Raw genomic sequence first — 21,527 nt, 5'->3', positions numbered from 1 at the left:
TTCAAGCTATCTTTGGCATTGAGGGCAATAGAAGGACGAGCGGCCCGATTGCACGATTCGCGAAACACTGCCGCCGCATCCGGGGGTGACGCAGGGTTGGCCCGCCCGGTCGTAGACCCGGAAACCATGTTGAAAATACCCGAGATTTCCGTCGGCCTGGCGGTGATCGCGCAGCGACGAACCGCCCGCCTCGATCGCCTCGCTCAGAACGTCGCGGATGATTGGCACCAGCCGGCCGGCCCGTTCCCGTGACAGGTTGGCCGCCTGGCGTTTGGGGGAAATCCCGGCCCGGAACAGGGTTTCGCAGACATATATATTGCCCAGCCCGGCGACGATTCCCTGATCCAGCAGCGCCGTCTTGACCGGGGTGCGGCGGCTGCGCAGCCTTTCGGCCAGGTAGGTTTCATCGAAGGTATTGGAAAAGGGCTCGGGCCCCAGTTTCGCGATCAGCCAGTGGTCTTCGATCCGGTCGGTGGGCCAAAGATCCATGGCGCCGAACCGGCGGGGATCGTTGAAGGTGACGCGCCCGCCCCCCTCCATGTGAAAGACCACGTGATCATGCTTTTCCGGCGCCGCATGTTCGCGCTGAAACAGGCCCAGGGCGACGCCCGAAACCTGCATCCGTCCCGACATGCCCAGGTGCACGATCAGGGTTTCGCCCGAATCGAGATCGGCCAGAAGGTATTTCGACCGCCGCCCCAGCCGAAGAATCCGCCGCCCCGTCAGCCGCGCGGCCATGTCCGGCGGAAAGGGCCAGCGCAGATCGGGGCGGTTCACCTCGGCCCGGGCGATCACGCCCCCCTCCATCACGGGGGCCAGCCCGCGACGAACCGTCTCGACCTCTGGCAATTCCGGCACTGCGACACCCCTTTCATTGTAACGGCGGACAAGCGCCCTATAAGAAGGGTGAGTTTCACAGGATCGCAAGCCCCGATGACAGACGACAGCGAAAACCGCACGACGCATTTCGGTTTCCAGGACATTCCCGAGTCCGAGAAGGCCGGGAAGGTGCATGGAATCTTCACCAACGTGGCCAGCAAGTACGACATCATGAACGATGTCATGTCGGGCGGTGTGCATCGCATCTGGAAGGACGCGATGATGGATTGGCTGGCCCCGCGTGACGGGCAGCGGCTGCTGGACGTGGCGGGCGGAACCGGCGACGTGGCCTTCCGTTTTCTCAAGCGGGCGCCCGGTGCCGTGGCCACGGTCTGCGACATGACCGAGGGCATGCTGATCGAAGGGCGCAAGAGGGCCGAGGCCGAGGCGCTGGCCGGATCGCTGGACTGGGTGGTGGGCGACGCGATGGCGCTGCCCTTCGCGGATGCGTCATTCGATCGCTACACCATCAGTTTCGGCATCCGCAACGTCACCCGCATCGACGAGGCGCTTTCGGAAGCCTTCCGCGTGCTGAAACCCGGCGGCCGGTTGATGGTGCTGGAATTTTCGCAACTGCCCAACCCGGCGATGCAGAAGGCCTATGATCTCTACTCCTTCAATGTGATCCCCCGGATGGGTCAGGTGATTGCCGGCGACCGTGACAGTTATCAGTACCTGGTCGAATCGATCCGCAAGTTCCCCGACCAGGAGAGCTTTGCCGCGATGATCCGCAACGCGGGTTTCGAACAGGTTAAGTTCCGCAACTTGACCATGGGCGTTGCCGCGCTCCATTCGGGCTGGAAGATCTGATTTGCGTGGTCCTCACAATATCTGGCGGTTGATCCGCACCGGCGCCACGCTGGAGCGGACCGGCGCGATGAACGTGGTTCTCGATGCCTTCCGCGCGCCGACATCCCTGCGGATCGCGGCCAAGGTTCTGGGCGTGCCCTTCATGTGGCTGGGCTACAAGGGCGATCCGATGCAGCCCCCCGCCCCGCGCGCCCTTACGGCCCTTGGCCCGGCCTACATCAAGTTCGGCCAGGTGCTTTCAACCCGCCCCGACGTGGTGGGGGACGAGTTGGCCCAGCAATTGCGCGTGTTGCAGGACAAGCTGCCGCCCTTCCCGGTGGCCGAGGCCCGCGCGATGGTGGAAAGCGAGCTTGAGATCGAGGTCGACAGCCTGTTCTCGTCATTCTCCGAGCCTGTCGCCGCCGCCTCCATCGCGCAGGTGCACAAGGCAACCCTGCGCGATTCGGGGCGCGATGTCGCGGTCAAGGTGCTGCGCCCGGGCATCGAGAAGGCCTTCAAGAAGGATGTCGATGCCTTCTACCTGGCCGCGCATATGGTCGAACTGCTGGCGCCCTCGGCGCGCCGGCTTCATCCGCTCGAGGTGATCCGCCACTTCGAAGGCGTGGTGCTGGGCGAGTTGGATTTGCGGATGGAAACGTCGTCCGCCGCGGAATTTGCCGCCAACACGGCCAACGACCCGGCCTTCCGGGTGCCCCAGGTCGAATGGTTCCTGTCGTCGCGCCGGGTGATGACGCTGGACTGGGCCGAGGGCATCCCGGCCAATGACATTCCGGCCATCATCGCCGCCGGTCACGACCGCAAGGCGCTGGGCGAAAACGTGCTGCGGCTGTTCCTCAACCACGCCCTGCGCGACGGGTTCTTCCATGCCGACATGCACCAGGGAAACCTGAAGATCGCGGCCAACGGCGATATCATCGCGCTGGATTTCGGGATCATGGGGCGGCTGGATGAATACACCCGCCGCGTCTATGCCGAGATCCTGTTCGGGTTCATCCGCAAGGATTATCGTCGCGTCGCCGAAGTGCATTTCGAAGCCGGCTATGTGCCCGCCGACAAGGACATCGACGAATTCGCCCGCGCCCTGCGGTCGGTGGGCGAGCCGATCTTCGGCATGGACGCGACGCGCATTTCCATGGCGCGGCTGCTGACCTATCTTTTCGAGGTGACCGAGCGTTTCGGCATGGAAACCCGGACCGAGCTGATCCTGCTGCAACGCACCATGGTGGTGGTCGAGGGCGTGTCGCGTTCGCTATATCCGCAGATCAACATCTGGGAAGTGGCCCAGCCGATCGTCGAGGATTACATCAAGGAAAACATCGGCCCCAAGGCCCTGCTGCGCGACCTGACGCGCACGGCCCGCGTGCTGGGGCGGTTCGGCCCCAAGCTGCCGCAGATCGCCGAAGCCGCGTTGATGCGTCAGAGCGAACAACCGGTGCCGCAACGCCACCGCGGCGGATGGGAATCGGCAGGGCTGATCGCCTTGGGCGCCCTGGCGGCCGGGGGCGGCTTCTGGTTAGCGCAACTGGTTCAGGCGATGTAGCTCGGCCGCAAGGGCCGGGGCGTAATCGGCGTGGCCATGGGCCATCCGCCAGGTGCAATAGCAGGCCATGTGCCAGGTAAAGGCCGCTTCGCTGATTTCGTAGCGCGCGGCGACCGCCGGGTCGCCATAACTTTGCAGGCAATCGCTCCGTTCCGCCATCGTCAGCGCGGCGCCCCGGCCCAGGGTCTGCATGGCGGGCGACAGAAAGATCGCAAGATCATGAACCGGATCGCCGATGCCGGGGCATTGCCAGTCGATGAGAACGGCGCCGCCCGCCGTCATCACGATATTGCCCGGCACCGGATCGCCGTGCAGGAATGCATCCGGACCGGGGGAAACGGGCGATGGCCTCGGCTGACAGGCCAGCAGGGTTTCGCGTTCGGGGATGGTGAGCCCGTTCAGCATGCGCATTCCCTCGGCGATCAGGTCTGCCGGGCTGGTGCCGATCCGGCGCAACCCCCTGGGCATTCGCTGACGGTGAAGCCGCGCCAGACAATGCGCCACGCCCCGAACACCGCTTTGCCAGGTCTGGCCAAGGCAGGCCCGATAGATCAGGCACCGCCCCTTGCCCGTTTCTCCGTGCCAGTAAAGTTCGGGCGCCAGACCCGTGCCCGCCAAGGCCCCGAAGGCCGTAACTTCGGCGTGCGGCAGGTTGGGAAACAGCGGGGTGCCGCGATCATTCAGGAACAGGCGGCACACCAACGAGGCGCGCCTGTCGCCGTTCTCAAGCAACCACACGCGGTTCGTCCGGCCCCCGTCGAGGCGTTTCCAGCGGAACCCGGCCGCAAGAACGCCAGATTCGCGAAGTTCGGCATCAAGTTGGGCCGCAACGTGCTCTGTGCTGTCCTCGTGCTGTTTCATGTCCATCCCATCACCGGCCGGGTCCGGGATGGGGGAAAGTCATGCCTTGGGCAAGGGGGCCGTCATTGGCGCAGGGCCGAAATCTCTGCTGCCGGCCTTTCACTGCCATCGGCAAAAATCACCATTGCCCCGTCGGGTTCAAGGCGCACCTCGCGCACCACACCATAGGTCTGGACGGGGGCGGTGGCGACTAGGCGAGCATCCTCGAAACTCTCGAGTGTGACGGTATATCGCCCCGCCCCAAGGGGCCGCCCGTCTGTTGCAACGCCAGTCCAGTCCACGGTTCCACTGTCAGGCAGGTGGGGCGCGCGCCAAACCTCGCGCCCTGCCGCATCATGCGCCACCAGTTCGTGGCGATCACCCGCGATGGGTTGGGGCGGCGACAGGGTGACGGGCGTTCCGGCGTAGGCAACCGGCATCGTCGCCCGCGCTTCCATACCGATCCAGCCTGCCATCTGGCCCAGTCCGTCGTTGCCCAGTTCGCCGGCAAGCGCCTGCAAGAGTTCATTGGTGCGCACCTGCTGTTCCACGCCGGAAAAGGTGGCCAGCTGAACGGCGAATTCCTCGGACGCCATGGGGTTCAGGGGGTCCTGGTTGGAAATCTGTGCGGTCAGCATCTTGAGGAACGTGTCGAAATCCGAACCGATTGTCGGGTCAGAGTTCGCTTGTTGCCGCGCCGTCGCCGTAACTTCGGGGGCTGAACCGGCGGCCCTGGTGGTTGAAAAATCCATTTCCTGCTCCTCAAAGTCTCAGGTCAAGCCTGTCGGTCGCGCCGCGTACTGGCGACGGTCTGACTGGCGCTGTTGCTTCGTCGAAGGTGACTATCTGCTCGACATCGCGGTGTGGCGTTCGGGCAGTTCGCGCCTCCTGTTCGCGAGAGTTGGAACCGAACTGAAACGATAGGTTCTCGAATCCGAGATCGTGAAGGTCGGTTGCCAAGAGATCGGCGTTGCGGCGCAACAGGGCGAGTGTTTCTGAACGATCCGCCGTGATGGACAGAACAAGCCCCTGGTCGCTGGACACAAGCGTCATGCGCACCCGGCCAAGCTCTTCCGGCGAAAGGGAAACTTCAACCGGGCCCTTCGCCAGATTGCCACTTACCTGCGCAATCTGCTGCAGCATGGGGGGGGGCGAGGTGAAGGTAGGAGCGGCTGGATGGCCATGTATCGTCGGTGTCAGCGAGGGGGCGCGATGATCGCTCAGGGCGTGAAGCTGGGTCTCTTTGTCCAGCGCGTCAGGCCTTAAGGTCTGCCAGTTTAATTCAGGTGCTGGGGTTGCAGCTGCCTTTTCACCCAGCCGAGGGCTTGGGTGGGGTGGGGGTTGCGGTGCTGCCTGGCTTTGGGACACACCCACGGGCGGTAATGGCGCCGGGCTAATGTCTGCCAAAGGTGGCAACGCTGATGGGCCTTCCGGGGGAATTCGCGGTCCGGCAGCGAGGTTCGCCTGCTCTGTTACCGCCGGGGCTGTGGGGCCCTGATCGTTGGTCCACGAAGGGGGGCGAACGGGGCTTGGCGCGATGGGTCCGGCAGCGGTGTCTGACCTGGGTTGAGCCTGTTCCCACGTCCGGTCGGTACGGGCCAAGATGGATGGTTCTTCTTGGCGGTCGTCCAACTTGGCCAACGCGGCAGGTTGAGGCAGAGGCTGGGGCGTTTGGTCGACGTCGATGGCAGGCCTATTTCCAGTATGGGCGGGAACCTGAGCACCCGTCAGCTTTTGCGTTGAAAACCTCAGGAAGTCCGCATCAGCGGCCCCGACTTCGCGAGGTGGCCGGGCCTGCGGTTGAAGCGGCGTCGCCATTTCAGGCTGTTCGTCAACAGCAGGGGACGGGCGCGGTGGCCTATGGGGACGCGGTGCCTCCTGCGAATTGATTGGGACTTGAGGGTTGCGAGTGATGTCCGCAGCTAACGGCGCCACCTGCGGCGTCATTTTATTTAGCTGCTCCGCCTCATCACTCCCGAACTTTTGCGCGTTCGGGCCATGCCGCTCGGCCGGTGAATGCTCCACTGAAGTGACGGCAGGTTGCTGTTCCGGGCCTGTTTCAAGCGGTTTTCCTTCCATGAATGGCGGAATCGACACATGGCGAGGTGTGATCTGGTGAGAGGTGCCGCCGTCCATGGGATGATCGGGAGGAGCGGTTTTGATTGAAGAGGGCGAAGCATGCTGTTCAACGGCCTTTTGAGTGATTCCGGCGCGGATGGGCTCCCGCGGGTCGTTTATGGCGGTTGGCGCAGGTTTCACCGCCAGCCCGGTGAGGGCTTGAACCAAGGAGGCGCCGGGAACATCCGAATCGATTCCGCCCTTCGCCTGTCGTTGCCCGGTTTCACTTGGGGCGATCGGTTGCTGAGGCACCACGAGCATCTGGATTCCACTTTGCGCCGCCGGTTGCGGCGTGGCACCCAGCGATAAAGCGGGTTGTTCATCGAGTTGCATAATCGGCGGCGGAGGCGCGACCGGTTCGGGGGCCTTGATCTGCCTTCCAAGGTCCACATGGTGCGAATCCTGCCTTTTGATCAAAGTCCCTTCAGCGTTCGAAATGACAATCTCCTCCGATTCATCAAAGGTCTTCTCTACTTCCGAAGAAAATTCCTCCAGAGAGAATGAGAACGGCTCAGTTCTTGATTTTCCGCTTTCTGGTATCTGCGCATTGCTTGTCCGATTGACCATTCTTGGCTCGGTCGCCTGACTGAATAGCAGAAATTCCATATCTTCGCCTCTTACCGACCGATTTCGAATCTATCCCTGAATTTCGTTACCGAATATTTACCGCGCTACTGTTTCCTGGCGCAAAAGAGAGGAGACACCATGATTGCCAATGTCACTGGGCCTGGGGGCATCGCATCAGATGCCCTGAAGGGCGCCGATCTGCACCAGGCAGCGCGCGATATCGAAACGAACTTCCTGTCATTGATGCTCGAGTCGGCAGGCCTTGGCCAAACCAGCGAATCCTTCGGTGGCGGCGCCGGGGAAGATCAGTTCGCGTCCTTTCTGCGCCGCTCACAGGCCGAACAGATGGTATCGGCTGGCGGGATCGGATTGGCCGAGCACCTGTTCAACAGTTTGAAAACGAGGATGGAAAATGGAACGTAGATCGGTTGCCGCGCTGCTGAAACGATATTGTGACGAGGAAAGACGCCACCTTCTGAGCGGCGATCTGGAGCGGCTTCGCCGTGTTTCCGGTAAGAAAGAGCGGCTGTTGACCGCTCTGGCCAGCGAGCCCGTCAGCGAGGGCGAATTGCGCCGATTGGCGGAGCTGTCCGAGCGAAACCGCGCGCTTCTGTCCGCGGCGCAGGAGGGCATCCGCTCGGCCATGGTGCGGCTGGCTGATTTGCGGCGGGGCATGCCGACGACGACCTACTCGGCAAACGGGGCCAAGTCCGAATTCGCGGCACCGGTGCGGACGCTGCAAAGGCGTGCCTGAAAATTCATCTAAAAACAGACCCATGTCACCGACGGGCGTTAGCAACTTGTTAGGCCACATCGGTGAAGTTGGGCATGTTCATCAGAACAGGTGAAACCGCCGAACTGCCACAGGATATGTGGAACGGGCGGGAACGTCAGAATGGCGGATAAACTGCCGTTTCAATTGCGGGGCGGCCCTGTCACCAGGCGCAAAAGCGCCGTTATACCAAGGAAAAAAAATGTCCAGCATTCTGACCAATACCGGCGCAATGGTTGCGCTGCAAAGCCTGAAATCCATCAATTCGAATCTCCAGAAGACTCAGGATGAGATTTCGACCGGTAAATCCGTTGCCACCGCAAAGGACAATTCGGCCATCTGGGCAATTTCCAAGGTGATGGAATCCGACGTTCAGGGCTTCAAGGCCATCTCGAACAGCCTTGCCCTGGGGGAATCCACCGTCGCCGTGGGGCGGCAAGCCGCGGAAACCGTGACCGACCTGCTGACGAAGATGAAGGACAAGATCGTCGCCTCGCAGGAATCGAATGTCGATCGCGAGAAGCTTCAGGCTGACGTCACGGCTTTGCGCGATCAGATCGGTTCGGTCGTGGGCGCCGCGCAGTTCAACGGTCTCAATCTCCTGTCCAACGACAAGACCACCACGGCCTATACTGCCGCCGGAAACAACGACGATTCCGGTCTGGTCAATGTCCTGTCCTCGATCGATCGATCGGGCAGTGGCGTGACAAGCAGCGACATCACGGTCAACAAGCAGGATCTGAGCACGACGAAAGCCGGCAAGGGCGCCTTGGTTCTTGCCGCCGCGGCCATGACGGCGGCAGGTACCGCCACCGCAAACGGCGCCGCTTCGGCGACCTATACGATCAACGGCGAAACCACGACAGCGGGGCGCACCAAGGCAGTCATGGCGGGCGACAGCTATGCCTTCGACATGGCGATCTTCGACGCGGCTGTTTCCGGTACACCCTTCGGTTCCGCCGCCAGTGGCAAGGACGAGGCGATCTATACCGCCAAGGACGGCGACACCACCGCCGATGTGGCCAGCGGCATGGCCGCGATGATGAACTTCCGCCTGGCCGAGCAGGGGTTGGAGAACGACTTCAGCGTGACCGTCAGCAACAACGTCGTGACGGTGACGAACAACACAGGAACCGCCCTGGCGGCCTCGGCTGCGGCGAACGTCGACCTTGACGCAGGCGGAACCGTGGGCGGCGGCCTTGCCATCCTTGGCGAGATCGACGTGACAACCGAAAAGGGCGCTTCGGCCGCGCTGGCAGGGATCGAAGGGCTGATCCAGACGTCGATCAACTCGGCCGCCGCATTCGGTTCGGCCGCCGGACGGATCGAAACCCAGTCGAGCTTCGTGTCGGGCCTGACGGATGCTTTGAAGGCCGGTATCGGATCGCTGGTCGATGCCAACATGGAGGAGGCTTCGGCCAGGCTCCAGGCGCTTCAGGTTCAGCAGCAGCTGGGCGTGCAGGCCATGTCGATCGCCAACCAGGCGCCGCAGACCATCCTGTCGCTGTTCCGGTAACGACCGATCCGGGGGGCACCATAAGGGCGCCCCCCGACCATCGCCATCCCACCGGGTGGCCTGATTGCGCACGTCTAAAAAGGGACAAGCCGTGAACGCCTTTCAACTTGCCAAAACCGCCTATTCACCTGTCGTGACCCCTCTGCGCAGCGCCCAGAGCACCGAATACGACGCATTCGCCATGGTGACCCGTGGGTTGCAGAATGCGAGAACAGCACCTGAGAAGGCGAAAGCCATTCTCGACAACCGAAACCTGTGGACTTTGCTGGCCTCTGACGTTTCCGATCCGGAGAACCGGCTGCCCGAGGACCTTCGGGCCAGAATCTTCTATCTGGCCGAGTTCAGCCATGCACAGGGCCGCAAGGTCTTGAATGGTTCTGGGTCGATGGCGGCCCTGATCGAGGTGAATTCCGCCATCATGGCCGGTCTGCGTCAACAGCGAGATGCAAGATGAGCGGCCTTGTCCTGAAGCTGGCCCCAAATGAACGCGTCCTGATCAATGGTGCCGTGATCGAGAATGGCGTACGACGGGGCCGGTTGAATATCGTGACCCCCGGGGTGAATATCCTGAGGCTGCGCGATGCCCTGCACCCTGAGCAGGTAACGACCCCGGTGCGTCGCGTCTGTTATGTCGCGCAACTGATCCTGTGTGGTGAGGCTGATGAGGGCGCAGGCAAATCGCAGCTTCTGCGTGGCATCGCGCAACTGTCGCAGGTCTTGTTGGATGGCGAAAGCCAGGCGGCGCTGCGCCTTGCGGTCGAAGCGGTCGAGAACGCGCAACATTACTATGTTCTCAAACACCTCCGAACCCTTCTTCCGAAGGAAGAGCAGTTGTTCGCGATGGGGAGGAGCTGAACCCCATATCATTCTGGTTGATGGGCAGCGACCGTCAACTGAGCCGGCGATGCCGGTCAGGATTATCCAGGATATTTGGTAAGCATAACTTAACCTTGCCCGACGATCATCGAAAGAGTCTTGAATCAGGGTGAGGTGCGCGGTGAAGAATTTTCCGTTGAAGATCGTATTTCAGCCGACGGTGCTATTGGCGCTGGCATTGATGGGGGTCATCGTCATGATGATCCTTCCGATGCCGCCACTGGTGCTTGATATCGGTCTGACGGTCTCTTTCGCGCTGGCGATCCTGATGTTCACGCTGACGCTCTTCATATCCCGGCCGCTTGATTTTTCATCGTTCCCCACCATCCTTCTCGCATCGCTCATGTTGCGCCTGTCACTGAACGTTTCCTCCACGAAGCTGATCATCGGGCAGGGCCACACCGGTACCGCGGCCGCCGGCGAAGTGATCGAAGGTTTTGCGATGTTCGTCATGGGGGGCAGCCTGTTTCTTGGGCTGGTCGTCTTCTGCGTCTTGCTGATCGTCAATTTCGTCGTGATCACCAAGGGGGCGGCGCGCATGGCCGAGGTTGGTGCGCGATTTGCCCTTGATGGCATGCCGGGCAAACAGTTGGCCATCGACAGCGACATGTCGGCAGGGGCCATCGACCACGCCGAGGCCAAGGCCAGGAGGGAGCGTGAACAGCAAGAGACCACATTCTTCGGATCGCTGGACGGTGCTTCGAAATTCGTGAAGGGCGACGCCATCGCGGGGCTTCTCATCACCTTGCTGAATCTTTTGATGGGCCTCGTCATCGGCGTGGTCGTCCACGATATGGCGGTGGGAAAGGCGTTTGAAACCTATGCGATCCTCACCGTTGGTGACGGGTTGGTCAGCCAGATTCCGGCGGTCATCATCTCTATCGCATCGGCATTGCTTTTGGCGCGCGGGGGGGCGACCGGTTCGACAGACATCGCCTTGTTCGCACAACTGGGGCGATATCCTGCGGCGCTGGCCACTGTTGCGCTGTTAATGGTCCTTTTTGCGCTGTTCCCGGGCCTGCCGTTCCTGCCGTTCATGTTGGGCGGGCTTGCCCTGGGGGCGGCTGCCCTTGCCGGATACCGACAGGCCAGGCGGCGCGCCGCCATGCCCGCAACCCCGGTTCGCGACGAGAAAAGCATCAGCGAAACCGTGATGGGCGATATCCTCGATCTTGACGACATTCACCTGGAGTTCGCCCCCGACCTGGTTCCGATGGTTCTTGATCCGGCCAGCGGGCTGGACGCGCGGATCGGCAACATGCGCCGCCATGTGGCGACGGTATATGGCCTTATCCTGCCCGAGATTCGACTGACCGACGATGCGTCGCTGCCATCGGGCACCTATGTCGTCCGGATTCAGGGCGTCGAACAGGTGCGTGATCGGGTCTTTCCCGATCGCATCCTGGCGCTGATTTCGGATGGAGGCGCCGAGATGCCGGGCGGCGAGGATGTGAAGGAACCGGTTTACAAGGCACCGGCCCGCTGGATTGCGAAAGAGGCGCAGGACCGCGCCGCGATTGGCGGTGTCACGACCGTTACCCCGACCGAGGTTCTTGCGACCCATCTTCTTGAGATCATGAAGCAGAATTTCCCCCGGCTGATGACCATGAAGGCCCTGCGGCGGTTGCTGGATGAATTCACCCACCTCAGTGATGCGTCCCGCAGTGAAGCCAACAGGCGGCTTCTGGATGAACTGATCCCCGAGAAGGTGCCGGTCGATCTGCTGCTTTCGGTCTTGCGTCTGCTGCTGGCGGAGCGGGTCTCGATCCGCAATCTGCCGCTGATCCTCGAAGCCATCGCCGAGGCGCGCAGCGCAAGGGCCAGCCCCGAGATGATCTGTGAAAAGGTGCGCCATCGGTTGGGGTTCCAACTGGTGGCCGAACTGCGGCGCCCGGACGGAACGCTGCCGCTGCTGCAACTGGCCGCCGAATGGGAAGAGACATTTGCCGCCCACCAGATCGAAGGCGAACAGGGCGCGCCGGAAATCGCGCTTCCCCCGGAAGAGTTCAATCGCCTGGCCAGCGCCATATCCGAAAAGGTGGGGGCGGTCGGTGAAACCGGTGTCTTTCCGGCGCTGGTCACCTCGACGCGTCGTCGGCGCTTCTTGCATATGGTGATGGCGGCCAAGGGAATTACCAACCCGGTTCTGTCGTTCGAGGAGATCGGCAGCGATGCGCGCCCTTCTCTTGTCGGCGTGGTGGCCGCGTGACTGCGGTTCTGGCCGAGGCACTGGCGCAGGTTCAGGCCCTTCTTGCGGTCGGTTTTCTTGTGTTCCTGCGTGTCGGCGCCGCGGCTTCGGTCATGCCGGTCTTTGGTGAACGCGTGGTTCCCGCAAGGGTGCGCCTTGTGCTTGCCCTGGGGTTTTCCGCGATCGTGGGGCCGGGCGTGGCTGTAGAATTTCCCGACATGTCCGGAATGCCACCCCTGGGAATCGTCCTGGCTGCCGAAACCATTGTCGGATTGGCGATTGGGGCCGGGCTGCGCCTGTTCATCATGGCCCTGCAGATCTGTGGCTCCATGGCGGCGCAGGCGACGTCGCTGGCTCAGATCTTTGGGGGGCATGCCGCCGATCCGCTGCCAGCCATCGGGCATATCATGGTGATCGCCGGCCTTGCCCTCGCGGCCATGCTGGGCCTGCATGTGAAGATCGCGATGCTTTTCCTCTATTCCTACCAGGTTTTTCCCCTGGGCGTGCTGCCCCTTGGCAGAAATCTCATGCCCTGGGGGTTGGAGCAGGTCGTGATCGCCTTCAACCTGGCCTTTTCGCTTGCTGCGCCCTTCATCATTTCGGCCTTGGTGTACAATCTGGCGCTTGGCGTCATCAACAAGGCGATGCCGCAGTTGATGGTGGCCTTTGTCGGTGCGCCTGCCATCACGGCGGGTGGGCTTATTCTGCTTGCGTTGGCCCTGCCGATGATCCTGTTCACCTGGTCGGGGCGGTTTGACGGGTTCCTGGCGGCGCCCTTCGGCGGTGCTCCATGAGCGGCGGCGATGACGAGCAGGACGACAAGCAGTACGAACCATCGGCAAAAAAGCTTGAAGATGCCCGCAAAAAGGGCGAAGTCGCGCGCTCGAACGATCTGATCACCGCGGCGGCCTATGCCGGGTTTCTTCTGGCCGGTGGGGCGCTTGGCGCGGCAAGCCTTTCGGATCTGGGGCAGGTGCTGGCGGGCATCCTGGCGCGATCCGAAACGCTGGCACGGCAGATTTTCGATGGTGGCGGTGCGGCAGCCAGCCGGGGCTATGCACGGGCCATCGCGGGCGATCTGGCGCCCTGGTTGCTGGTTCCGGGGCTTCTTGCGCTGGTTTCGGTCTTCGGGCAACGGGCCTTTGTCGTCACCGGATCAAAGCTCCAACCCAAGCTCAGCCGCATCTCCCTGCTGGCCAATGCGAAGAACAAGTTCGGGCGCGGCGGGCTGTTCGAATTCGCCAAGAGTTTCGTCAAGCTGATGATCTATTCGGTGATCCTGGGGCTGTTTCTCTGGGCGAACATGCCCCGGATTCTGGGGGCGGCGGTCCTGGAACCGGCGATGATCACGGCTGTCATGCTGCGGCTGGCGATGACCTTCTTCCTGTTGGTTCTGGTGGTTGCCCTTGCCTTGGGTGCCATCGATTTCCTGTGGCAGCGGGCCGAGCATCTGCGCAAGAACCGGATGTCGCACAAGGACATGACCGACGAGGCGAAGGACTCCGAGGGCGATCCCCATGTCAAGCAGCAGCGCCGGCAAAAGGGCTATGACATCGCGATGAACCGGATGATGAACGATGTGCCCAAGGCGGATGTCGTGATCGTCAATCCGGCCCACTATGCCGTCGCGCTGAAATGGGACCGGACATCGGGCCGCGCCCCTGTCTGCGTGGCCAAGGGGGTGGATGGCATCGCCGCGCGGATCCGGGAAAGGGCGCAGGAGAATGGCGTGCCGCTGCACAGCGACCCGCCCACGGCGCGCCTGCTGCACGCCACACTGGAAGTGGGGGACGAGGTGCGCCCCGATCATTATGCGGTGGTTGCCGCGGCCATCCGGTTTGCCGAGGCCATGCGCAAGAAGGCGCGGGGCAGATGAACCGCGAGGGCCTTGAACGGCTGGCGCGACTTGCGGAAATGAAGCGCGACCTGGATCTGCAGGAGTTGAGCCGGATTTCGGCGCAGATGAACGCAATTCAGGGCGATATTGACAGGCTGCGTCACCAGTTGCGCAGGCGTGGCGAAAGCACCGACATGGACCTGGCGCGCCGGAACGGCGTCGATCTGGCCTGGCAGCGATGGGCGGAAACCCGGATCGCGGCATACCAGCAGCGGATGGCCGAACTTGCCCTTGCGCGCGAACAGTTCCTTGATCGGGCGCGCCTGTCGTTCGGCCGCGCCGGTGTTCTGGGCAAGCTTGAGCAGCGCAAGAAATGACCGGGCCGAGAGGTCTGCCCCCTGCCCGGCCCGAAACGCTCAGGTATCCTGACGATTGATGTCGAGGATCAGGATATCATAAAGCGCATCGCCCAGGTCCTCGCGCCCTTTTTCCAGCAGGGCGCGGCGCAGGCTTTCCATGGTCTGGTTCGACGTGAAAGCGCCCTTGAACCCTCCTGCATTCGCATGATCGAGAAGGACGCGAAGGAAGCCATCGCGCAGTTTCGGTTCGCGCTGGTACACGGCATCGCCTTGGCCCGGCGCCACTTCCAGCGTCAGGCTCAGCACGACCAATGCGGCGACCTCGCCCTCTTCGATCAGCGGGAAGACGAACTGGTTGCTCAGCTTCACGAAATCGCTGGCTTCGTGGGGTGGGGCCGGTTCGCTTTTCGGTGCCGCGGTCGGTGCGATATCGCCGCAGGGGTTGGCTTCGGCCATTTCGCCACCAGCCTGTGGTTCTTCGGTTGGGGCGGGCCGCAACGCGATTCCGGCGCCCACGCCCGCGCCCAGCCCGATCAGGACGATCAACAGCGGTAAGAGAAGTCTGGTCATCATGGCTCCTAGAATGGCAGGACGATATCCGCGATCTGCTGGCCCCAGCGGGGTTGCTGCACATCGGTGATCTGACCGCGGCCCCCGTAGGAAATGCGCGCCGCCGCGATCTTGTCGTAGGTGATTTCGTTCTGGCGCGAGATGTCCTGCGGGCGCACGAAACCGGTGACGATCAGCTCGCGGATCTCGAAGTTGACGCGCACCTCCTGGCTGCCCTGGATCTGCAGCACGCCGTTCTGAAGCTCGTTCACCACGGTCGCGGCCACCCTCAGGGTCAACTTTTCGTTGCGCCGGACCGAACCGTCGCCGGCGCTGCTGCTGGCGGAACTGGTTGAAACGGCGTCGGCCATGGTGGCGCCCTCGGGCAGGCGCTCATCAATGCGCTGCGGGATGCCGAAGAGGGAAGGGATGCCCATGCTTTCCGACCCGCTGCGCGACCGCTGGGACGAATTCGAAATCTCGGCCTTGTCGTCGATCTCGATCACCACGGTCAGGATATCGCCGCGGGTTTCGGCCCGCCTGTCACCCAGCAGGGAATGCCGCCCACCGCTCCAGAGCGAGGCCCGGTCGAAGGCGCGATCGGGTTCCAGGGTTTCGGGCAGGCCCGGGTTGGCCATGGCACTCACCTCGTTTCCGGTGTCGACGGGGGTGAATTCGGGGGTCTGGCCGACATCGCCAAGGCGGGAACAGCCGACAAGAAGGGCCAGGGAAATCAGGAAAATGCGCATGGTTTATCCTCAGGGAAGGGCGTTCAGAACGATGATCGATCCATCGGGCGCAACCGTGCCGGTGACGGTGTTGCGCGATTCCAGGTTCATGACGCGCAGCCGGTCGCTGATGCCGGCGCGGCCCAGGGTGCGCCCCTCCATCGCGATGTTCAGGGCGCCGTTGCGGTAATAGACCATGACGATCTGGTTGCGCTCGACGATGGCGGGCGCGGCAAGATCGCCGGGGCGGACCGGCCGCCCGGCATAAAGCACGACGCGGGCCTCCATGCCGATCGCCTCGGCCGGGTCGAAAAGCGCGCCGGGGGTGTCGGCGGTGATGACAGTGATGTCGGCAGGCGTGAGGATGGCCTGTGAGCGGATGGTGCGGGCGGCCACAACGGTATCGGCCGCAACCTGTGCGGGCGCCACGACCAAGGCAAGAAGCAAAAGGCGGATCATCGGATCTGCGTCGTTGCGCCAAGCATCTGATCGGCGGCTGTGATCACCTTGGCGTTCAACTCGTACCCGCGCTGGGCCTCGATCAACTGGGTGATTTCGCGCACCGCATCGACGGAACTGCTTTCCAGATAGCCCTGGCGCAGGGTGCCCAGCCCGTCCTCGCCCGGGGTACCCACCAGCGCGGGGCCCGAGGCAGGCGTTTCCAGGAACAGGTTCGATCCCATCGCCTCCAACCCCTTGACGTTGGTGAAGCTGGCCAGGGTGAATTGCCCCAGAAGCTGGGGCGCGACCTGATCGTTGAAATAGGCATAGATTTCGCCTTCGGCGTTGATCGAAATAGCGCGCGCATCGCTGGGGATGGTGATGTCGGGCACCACGGAATGACCGTCGGATGTCACGATCTGCCCGTCGCCCGACCGTTTCAGGGCACCGTCACGGGTGAATGCGGATATCCCCGAAGGCAGCGTCACCTCGAGAAAACCGCCGCCTTCGATCGCGATGTCGAGGTCGCCACCCGTCTGCGACAAGGAGCCCTGTTCGACGTTCATGCTGATCGCGGCGGGGCGCACCCCCAGCCCAAGCTGCACGCCGGTGGGAAGCTGCGTTCCGTCGGCGGCGTTGATCGTTCCGGCGCGGGACAGCTGTTGAGAATGAAGGTCGGCAAATTCGGCCCGCCTGGCGTTGTAGCCGGTGGTGTTCATGTTGGCGAGGTTGTTCGAGATGACCTCGACCCGCATCTGCTGGGCACTCATCCCGGTCGCGGCGATTTGCAGGGCGCGCATGGCAGGCTCCTTTGGTTAGCGTCCGAGCGTGCTCAGGACATTGCGAATGCGTTGATCTTCCTTGTCGAGGAATCCCTGACCCATCTCATAGGCGCGCTGGACCTGGATCATCCGCGCGATCTCGGACACGGGGCTGACGTTCGACCCTTCAAGAAACCCTTGCAGGATCGTGCCTTCGATCACCGGTTCGGGCGGGGCAGAGAGGTTGAACATCACACCGTCACGGCGGGTCATGTCCTGGGGCGAGGCGGCCTGCCAGAGGCCGATCTGTGCCAGGGGGCGGCCATCGGCAGACAGTGTGCCATCGGCCGCCAGGGTGATCGCGCGGGCGTCGCCCGGCACGAAGACCGGCGCCCCGCCGCCATCCAGCAGGCGGAACCCGTCGGGCGTGACAAGTTCACCCTCGGCCGAGGGGGTGAAGCTGCCCGCGCGCGTCAGCGCCTGCCCCTCGGGTGTTTCGATCAGGAAATAGCCCGGTCCTTCGATCCCGAAATCGAACCGCCCGCCGGTCTGGCTCAGCACGCCCTGGGCCTGGTCGGTCAGCCGCCCGTGCGCCGCCGCCATCGACAGGGAGGGCCCGTCGCCATCCAGCCGATCCACGAACTCGGAAAAGATCACCCCTTCCTTGCGAAAACCTGTTGTCGACAGGTTGGCGATGTTGTTGGCGACCATCTGCATTTCGCGCATCAGGCCGGATTGGCGGGTCAGGGTGGTGTAAACGGAATTGTCCAAATCAGCCTCCGGCGATGGTTGCGACGATGGTGTCGTGGAAGAAGGAGACGAGCGTTTCCGTCATGAAGCCCATGCTGGCCCAGAAGACGACGATGATCGCGGCCAGTTTCGGCACGAAGGTCAGCGTCATTTCCTGGATCGAGGTCAGCGCCTGGAACAGGCCCACGGTCAGCCCGGCCACAAGGGCCACGGCCAGGATCGGGGTCGCGATCATGACCGATATCCACATGCCCTGCCGCAGGATGTCATAGAACAGCGCCTCGTTCATGGCACTCTAGACCGGCATCCGCAGGATTTCCTGATAGGCCTCGACCACCTTGTTGCGCACGGTGACGGCCGTTTCGATGGCCAGTTCGGTCTGCGCCAGTGCCTGCACCAGAGAATGCGGATCGGCGCCACCGGTCATCGCGGCGTTGGCCGTTGCTTCGCCGCGCTGCATGGTGGCCAGGAAATCCTGCGCCATCTGGGTGAAGGCGCCGTCACCCTGTGTTGTCGGGTCGGGGGCCGTCAGGGGGCGGGCCGAGGTATAGTTGCGGGCGGCGTTTACGGCGTTGATATCCATTCTGGATGTCCTTTCTGGTTGTCGGTGGGGTGGCGCGTTCAGCGCCGAAGCAGCTCGATCAGGCCCTGCGACATCTGCCGCGCCTGATCGAAGACCTTGAGGTTGGCCTCGTAGCTGCGCTGGGCCTCGCGGGCGTCGGCGATTTCGATCAGGATATCGACGTTCGATCCCTGGTAGGTGCCGTCGGCCCCGGCCAGCGGATTGCCGGGATCGTAGATTTCGTTCAGATCCGACCGGTCCAGGCTGACATCGCCAACCTTGACGGTGCCGGGCGTTGCGGCCCGCATGTCGGCATCGAAACTCACCGTCTTGCGGCGATAGCCAGGGGTATCGGCGTTCGCGATGTTTTCCGAAACGTGGCGCAGGCGGGTGGCCTGGGCGTTCATGCCGCTGGCCGAAAGGCCAAGCGCCTGAAGAAGAGTGCTCATCCCGATGCTCCTTACTGGCCGCGGCCGATGCTGGCGCGCAGGATGTCGCGCGCCTTGCCATAGATCGCCATGGCCATGTCATGCTGCTGGCGTATCTCGGCGGCGCGGATCATTTCGTGTTCAAGGGAAACCGTGTTGCCGTTGGGTGAAGGTTCATCGCCGGCCTCGACCGTGCCGAGGGTGGGCAGGGTGCCTGGCCCTTGCGCGATATGGCCCGCCCGCGTGGCACGCAGGTTGGTGGCGGGCGCTGTCTGCCCCATGCTTTGCGCGAAATCCGGCATATCCCGGGCGCGATAGCCGGGCGTGTCGGCATTGGCGACGTTGCGGGCCACCAGGGCCTGGCGTTGTGCGGCATGTCGGGCCATGGCCTGTGCCGTCTGCATCGTTTCGATGTTGTCGAACATCGGGGCTTCTCCCTCGATCTGGCTACACGAAGGCTTAACCCTGATTCCTTTACAAAGCGTTCGCAGGATGAAGGAGGCGCCAGGATGGCCCACGTCGGATTTGAGAATGTACTGGGGGTGGTCGAGCGGACCGAGGTGTCGCGCCCGGTCGGCCGCATCGTGGCGCTGGAGGATGGTCGGATCATCGTCGGCGGATTGTCCCGCCAGGCCGCCATGGGCGATCTGGTGAAGATCACCACGCCAACGGGCCACGCACGCGGCGAGATCGTGCGGATCGAGGGCGATCGTCTTACCGTGCTTCCGGATTCGCCGCTGGACGGTCTGCGGATCGGGTTGCGGGTCGCGCTTCTGGGGGCTGCCGTGCTGGCCCCCGACGACAGCTGGATCGGCCGGGTGATCGACCCCTACGGTCTGCCGCTGGACAACCGGCCGTTGCTGCCGGGCACGGCGACGCGGCGTCTGACCGGACAGCCGATCAACCCGACCGAACGGCGTGGTCTGGGTGCGCGGCTCGAGACCGGATTGTGCGTCTTCAACACCATCCTGCCGATCATTCGGGGCCAGAGAATCGGGCTTTTTGCCGGGTCCGGCGTCGGGAAATCGACGATCCTGGCGATGCTGGCGCAACGCATCACCGCCGATGTCGTGGTGATCGGCATGGTGGGCGAACGCGGGCGCGAGGTGCGCGAATTCGTCGAAAGGGTTCTGGGGCCGTCGGGCATGGCGCGCACGGTGATCGTGGCCGCCACCTCGGATCGCTCGCCGGGGCTGCGCCGCAGGTGTGCCTCGGCGGCGATGACGGTGGCCGAGCATTTTCGCGACCAGGGCAGGCAGGTGCTTCTGCTGGCCGATTCGATCACCCGCTTTGCCGATGCCCACCGCGAAATCGCCCTTGCCAGTGGCGAAGCGCCCAGCCTGCGTGGCTACCCGCCCACCACGGCCTCGGCCATCACCACGCTTTGCGAAAGGGCCGGTCCGGGGGCCGGGGCCATGGGCGACATCACGGCGATCTTCACGGTTCTGGTGGCCGGGTCCGACATGGAGGAGCCGGTGGCAGATATCCTGCGCGGCGTGCTTGACGGCCATGTCGTGCTGGACCGCGCCATCGCCGAACGCGGGCGGTTTCCCGCCATCGATGTTCTGCGGTCCGTTTCACGGGCGCTGCCCCTTGCCGCAACCCCGACCGAGAACGACCAGATCGCCCAGGCCCGCCGCCTGCTGGGGGCCTATGAACGGGCCGAGTTGATGATCCAGTCGGGGCTATATTCCAGCGGGTCGGACCCGGTGATCGATGCGGCCATCCTAGCCTGGCCGAAACTGGACGCCTTCGTCGCACAGCGTGAAACCGAAGGTATCGGTGCAAGTTTCGAAAAGCTGGCAAGGTGCTTTCCCGCTCAGCATAAATCCGCCGCCGCTGTAAACCGCGAAGCCGACCGTCTGCCCGTGACCTGAACGCGAGCAAATCGCGCTCTCCGCCCTTCCGTCACGGCATGTCGTGGTCATCTTTCGCCCGTGCGCCTGTCAAGTCGAACCGTGGCAAGTTTCCCCCTCCTGCCGCGCACGAGGAATTTTGCATTGGCATTTGCCCTGTGCGGCAAGATATACAGCGATCAATCCCGGCCTCGGCCTTGCGGTTCACCGCGCCGTTGACCGGACAGGATATTTAAGCAACAGGAGTTGATATGCAACGGAAAGTGACAAAAGCGGTTTTCCCCGTAGCAGGTTTGGGAACACGTTTTTTGCCGGCCACCAAGTCGATCCCCAAGGAGATCATGACATTGGTGGACCGGCCGCTGATCCAGTATGCGATCGACGAAGCCCGCGCCGCCGGAATCACCGAGTTCATCTTCGTCACCTCGCGCGGCAAATCGGCGCTGGAAGACTATTTCGATCTCGCGCCCGAGCTGGAAGCCGCCCTGCACAGCAAGGGCAAGACCGAGATGCTGGAAATGCTGCGCGATACCAACATGGAAAGCGGCGCCATTGCCCATATCCGCCAGCACAAGGCGCTGGGGCTGGGCCATGCCGTATGGTGCGCGCGCCGGCTGATCGGGAACGAACCCTTCGCCGTTATCCTGACCGATGACGTGATCGCCGCCGAAACGCCCTGTCTTCAGCAGATGGTGGAAGCCTACGAGGAAACCGGCGGCAACATGGTGGCCGCCATGGAAGTGGCACCGGAAAAGGCATCGTCCTATGGTGTGCTGGACGTGGCCGAGGATCTGGGATCGCTCGTCAAGGTGCGTGGCATGGTTGAAAAACCCAGCGCCGAGGAGGCGCCCAGCAACCTGGCCGTCATCGGGCGTTATATCCTGACGCCGAAGGTTCTGGACAACCTGAACAACATGAAGGCCGGGGCGGGTGGTGAGATCCAGCTGACCGACGCCATCGCCCAGGAAATCGGCGGCGACGACGGGGTCTATGGCCTGCGCTTCCGCGGGCAGCGGTTCGACTGCGGCTCGAAGGCGGGCTTCCTTCAGGCCACGGTGGCTTTCGGGCTTTCGCGTCCTGACCTGTCCGAGGAATTTTCGACCTACCTGAACGAGTTGGTCTCGAGCCAGAAGGCCGCCCAGTAGAAGCG

At 63.1% G+C, this 21,527-nt stretch carries 26 protein-coding genes; 13 read left to right on the top strand and 13 right to left on the bottom strand.

What is annotated here, in order from left to right:
• Window positions 1-6 precede the first annotated feature (6 nt).
• The gene (mutM, locus tag H7828_RS04955) at window positions 7-858 is read right to left on the bottom strand and encodes a bifunctional DNA-formamidopyrimidine glycosylase/DNA-(apurinic or apyrimidinic site) lyase (RefSeq protein WP_226779899.1); all 852 of its coding nucleotides are present in this window, start codon (window positions 856-858) and stop codon (window positions 7-9) included.
• Between the two features lie 75 nt (window positions 859-933).
• Between mutM and ubiE the strand changes: the two genes are divergently transcribed.
• Entirely contained in the window at window positions 934-1,689 is a 756-nt protein-coding gene (gene ubiE, locus H7828_RS04950) for a bifunctional demethylmenaquinone methyltransferase/2-methoxy-6-polyprenyl-1,4-benzoquinol methylase UbiE (protein ID WP_226779898.1), read from the top strand.
• Window position 1,690: 1 nt separating this feature from the next.
• Complete coding sequence (gene ubiB, locus H7828_RS04945) at window positions 1,691-3,229, top strand: 2-polyprenylphenol 6-hydroxylase (RefSeq protein ID WP_226779897.1); 1,539 nt, start codon at window positions 1,691-1,693, stop codon at window positions 3,227-3,229.
• Here the strand turns inward: ubiB and H7828_RS04940 are convergent.
• The 3 genes from H7828_RS04940 to fliK form a co-directional block, all read right to left on the bottom strand.
• Window positions 3,203-4,090: an aminoglycoside phosphotransferase family protein gene (locus H7828_RS04940; protein WP_226779896.1), complete on the bottom strand. Its 888-nt coding sequence runs from the start codon at window positions 4,088-4,090 to the stop codon at window positions 3,203-3,205. The genes ubiB and H7828_RS04940 overlap by 27 nt on opposite strands.
• Window positions 4,091-4,152: 62 nt before the next feature.
• The gene (locus H7828_RS04935) at window positions 4,153-4,821 is read right to left on the bottom strand and encodes a flagellar hook capping FlgD N-terminal domain-containing protein (protein WP_226779895.1); all 669 of its coding nucleotides are present in this window, start codon (window positions 4,819-4,821) and stop codon (window positions 4,153-4,155) included.
• Window positions 4,822-4,831: 10 nt separating this feature from the next.
• Window positions 4,832-6,793, bottom strand: a complete 1,962-nt coding sequence (fliK, locus tag H7828_RS04930) for a flagellar hook-length control protein FliK (RefSeq protein WP_226779894.1) — start codon at window positions 6,791-6,793, stop codon at window positions 4,832-4,834.
• 99 nt (window positions 6,794-6,892) lie between these two features.
• Here fliK and H7828_RS04925 point away from each other — a divergent pair, with 99 nt between their 5' ends.
• The 9 genes from H7828_RS04925 to H7828_RS04885 all read left to right on the top strand — a co-directional run bounded on the left by H7828_RS04925 (window position 6,893) and on the right by H7828_RS04885 (window position 14,320).
• Window positions 6,893-7,177, top strand: coding sequence for a rod-binding protein (locus H7828_RS04925; protein ID WP_226779893.1), 285 nt, complete (start codon window positions 6,893-6,895; stop codon window positions 7,175-7,177).
• Complete coding sequence (locus tag H7828_RS04920; protein ID WP_226779892.1) at window positions 7,167-7,508, top strand: flagellar biosynthesis protein FlgN; 342 nt, start codon at window positions 7,167-7,169, stop codon at window positions 7,506-7,508. The genes H7828_RS04925 and H7828_RS04920 overlap by 11 nt, the downstream gene beginning before the upstream one ends.
• 220 nt (window positions 7,509-7,728) lie before the next feature.
• Window positions 7,729-9,042: a flagellin N-terminal helical domain-containing protein gene (locus tag H7828_RS04915; protein ID WP_226779891.1), complete on the top strand. Its 1,314-nt coding sequence runs from the start codon at window positions 7,729-7,731 to the stop codon at window positions 9,040-9,042.
• A gap of 91 nt (window positions 9,043-9,133) precedes the next feature.
• Window positions 9,134-9,496: a flagellar biosynthesis regulator FlaF gene (gene flaF, locus H7828_RS04910; RefSeq protein ID WP_226779890.1), complete on the top strand. Its 363-nt coding sequence runs from the start codon at window positions 9,134-9,136 to the stop codon at window positions 9,494-9,496.
• On the top strand, window positions 9,493-9,897 hold the full coding sequence (flbT, locus tag H7828_RS04905) for a flagellar biosynthesis repressor FlbT (RefSeq protein ID WP_226779889.1): 405 nt from the start codon (window positions 9,493-9,495) through the stop codon (window positions 9,895-9,897). Before flaF ends, flbT begins: the two co-directional genes overlap by 4 nt.
• Before the next feature lie 202 nt (window positions 9,898-10,099).
• On the top strand, window positions 10,100-12,127 hold the full coding sequence (flhA, locus tag H7828_RS04900) for a flagellar biosynthesis protein FlhA (RefSeq protein ID WP_245398602.1): 2,028 nt from the start codon (window positions 10,100-10,102) through the stop codon (window positions 12,125-12,127).
• Complete coding sequence (locus tag H7828_RS04895) at window positions 12,124-12,900, top strand: flagellar biosynthetic protein FliR (protein ID WP_226779887.1); 777 nt, start codon at window positions 12,124-12,126, stop codon at window positions 12,898-12,900. Before flhA ends, H7828_RS04895 begins: the two co-directional genes overlap by 4 nt.
• Window positions 12,897-13,982 (top strand): flagellar type III secretion system protein FlhB, encoded by a 1,086-nt coding sequence (gene flhB, locus H7828_RS04890; protein ID WP_226779886.1) that lies wholly within the window; start codon window positions 12,897-12,899, stop codon window positions 13,980-13,982. Before H7828_RS04895 ends, flhB begins: the two co-directional genes overlap by 4 nt.
• Window positions 13,979-14,320, top strand: coding sequence for a hypothetical protein (locus H7828_RS04885; protein ID WP_226779885.1), 342 nt, complete (start codon window positions 13,979-13,981; stop codon window positions 14,318-14,320). The genes flhB and H7828_RS04885 overlap by 4 nt, the downstream gene beginning before the upstream one ends.
• Window positions 14,321-14,359: 39 nt before the next feature.
• On the opposite strand, the gene H7828_RS04880 is transcribed toward H7828_RS04885, so the two are convergent.
• Genes H7828_RS04880 through H7828_RS04840 form a run of 9 tightly spaced genes read right to left on the bottom strand, consistent with a single transcriptional unit; the run spans window position 14,360 to window position 18,946 of the window.
• A complete protein-coding gene (locus H7828_RS04880; RefSeq protein ID WP_226779884.1) occupies window positions 14,360-14,872 on the bottom strand; it encodes a flagellar basal body-associated FliL family protein in 513 nt (170 codons plus the stop codon).
• 8 nt (window positions 14,873-14,880) lie between these two features.
• Window positions 14,881-15,600, bottom strand: coding sequence for a flagellar basal body L-ring protein FlgH (gene flgH / locus H7828_RS04875; RefSeq protein ID WP_226779883.1), 720 nt, complete (start codon window positions 15,598-15,600; stop codon window positions 14,881-14,883).
• Between the two features lie 9 nt (window positions 15,601-15,609).
• A complete protein-coding gene (gene flgA / locus H7828_RS04870; protein WP_226779882.1) occupies window positions 15,610-16,038 on the bottom strand; it encodes a flagellar basal body P-ring formation chaperone FlgA in 429 nt (142 codons plus the stop codon).
• Entirely contained in the window at window positions 16,035-16,820 is a 786-nt protein-coding gene (gene flgG, locus H7828_RS04865) for a flagellar basal-body rod protein FlgG (protein WP_226779881.1), read from the bottom strand. Before flgG ends, flgA begins: the two co-directional genes overlap by 4 nt.
• Before the next feature lie 15 nt (window positions 16,821-16,835).
• Complete coding sequence (locus H7828_RS04860; protein ID WP_226779880.1) at window positions 16,836-17,552, bottom strand: flagellar hook-basal body complex protein; 717 nt, start codon at window positions 17,550-17,552, stop codon at window positions 16,836-16,838.
• Window position 17,553: 1 nt separating this feature from the next.
• The gene (locus H7828_RS04855; protein ID WP_226779879.1) at window positions 17,554-17,820 is read right to left on the bottom strand and encodes a flagellar biosynthetic protein FliQ; all 267 of its coding nucleotides are present in this window, start codon (window positions 17,818-17,820) and stop codon (window positions 17,554-17,556) included.
• Between the two features lie 6 nt (window positions 17,821-17,826).
• Window positions 17,827-18,114 (bottom strand): flagellar hook-basal body complex protein FliE, encoded by a 288-nt coding sequence (gene fliE, locus H7828_RS04850; RefSeq protein ID WP_226779878.1) that lies wholly within the window; start codon window positions 18,112-18,114, stop codon window positions 17,827-17,829.
• Window positions 18,115-18,152: 38 nt separating this feature from the next.
• Complete coding sequence (gene flgC / locus H7828_RS04845; protein WP_226779877.1) at window positions 18,153-18,542, bottom strand: flagellar basal body rod protein FlgC; 390 nt, start codon at window positions 18,540-18,542, stop codon at window positions 18,153-18,155.
• Window positions 18,543-18,553: 11 nt separating this feature from the next.
• Window positions 18,554-18,946, bottom strand: coding sequence for a FlgB family protein (locus tag H7828_RS04840; RefSeq protein WP_226779876.1), 393 nt, complete (start codon window positions 18,944-18,946; stop codon window positions 18,554-18,556).
• An 84-nt stretch (window positions 18,947-19,030) separates the two neighbouring features.
• Between H7828_RS04840 and H7828_RS04835 the strand changes: the two genes are divergently transcribed.
• Together H7828_RS04835 and galU are read left to right on the top strand one after the other, a co-directional pair.
• Window positions 19,031-20,398 (top strand): FliI/YscN family ATPase, encoded by a 1,368-nt coding sequence (locus H7828_RS04835; protein ID WP_226779875.1) that lies wholly within the window; start codon window positions 19,031-19,033, stop codon window positions 20,396-20,398.
• A gap of 230 nt (window positions 20,399-20,628) precedes the next feature.
• Window positions 20,629-21,522 (top strand): UTP--glucose-1-phosphate uridylyltransferase GalU, encoded by an 894-nt coding sequence (galU, locus tag H7828_RS04830; protein ID WP_226779874.1) that lies wholly within the window; start codon window positions 20,629-20,631, stop codon window positions 21,520-21,522.
• Window positions 21,523-21,527: the final 5 nt, after the last annotated feature.

Source organism: Oceaniglobus trochenteri (assembly GCF_020529025.1).
Taxonomy (GTDB): domain Bacteria; phylum Pseudomonadota; class Alphaproteobacteria; order Rhodobacterales; family Rhodobacteraceae; genus Oceaniglobus; species Oceaniglobus trochenteri.
Note: the sequence above shows the minus strand (reverse complement) of the source record. Positions and strands in the feature narration are given on the sequence as shown.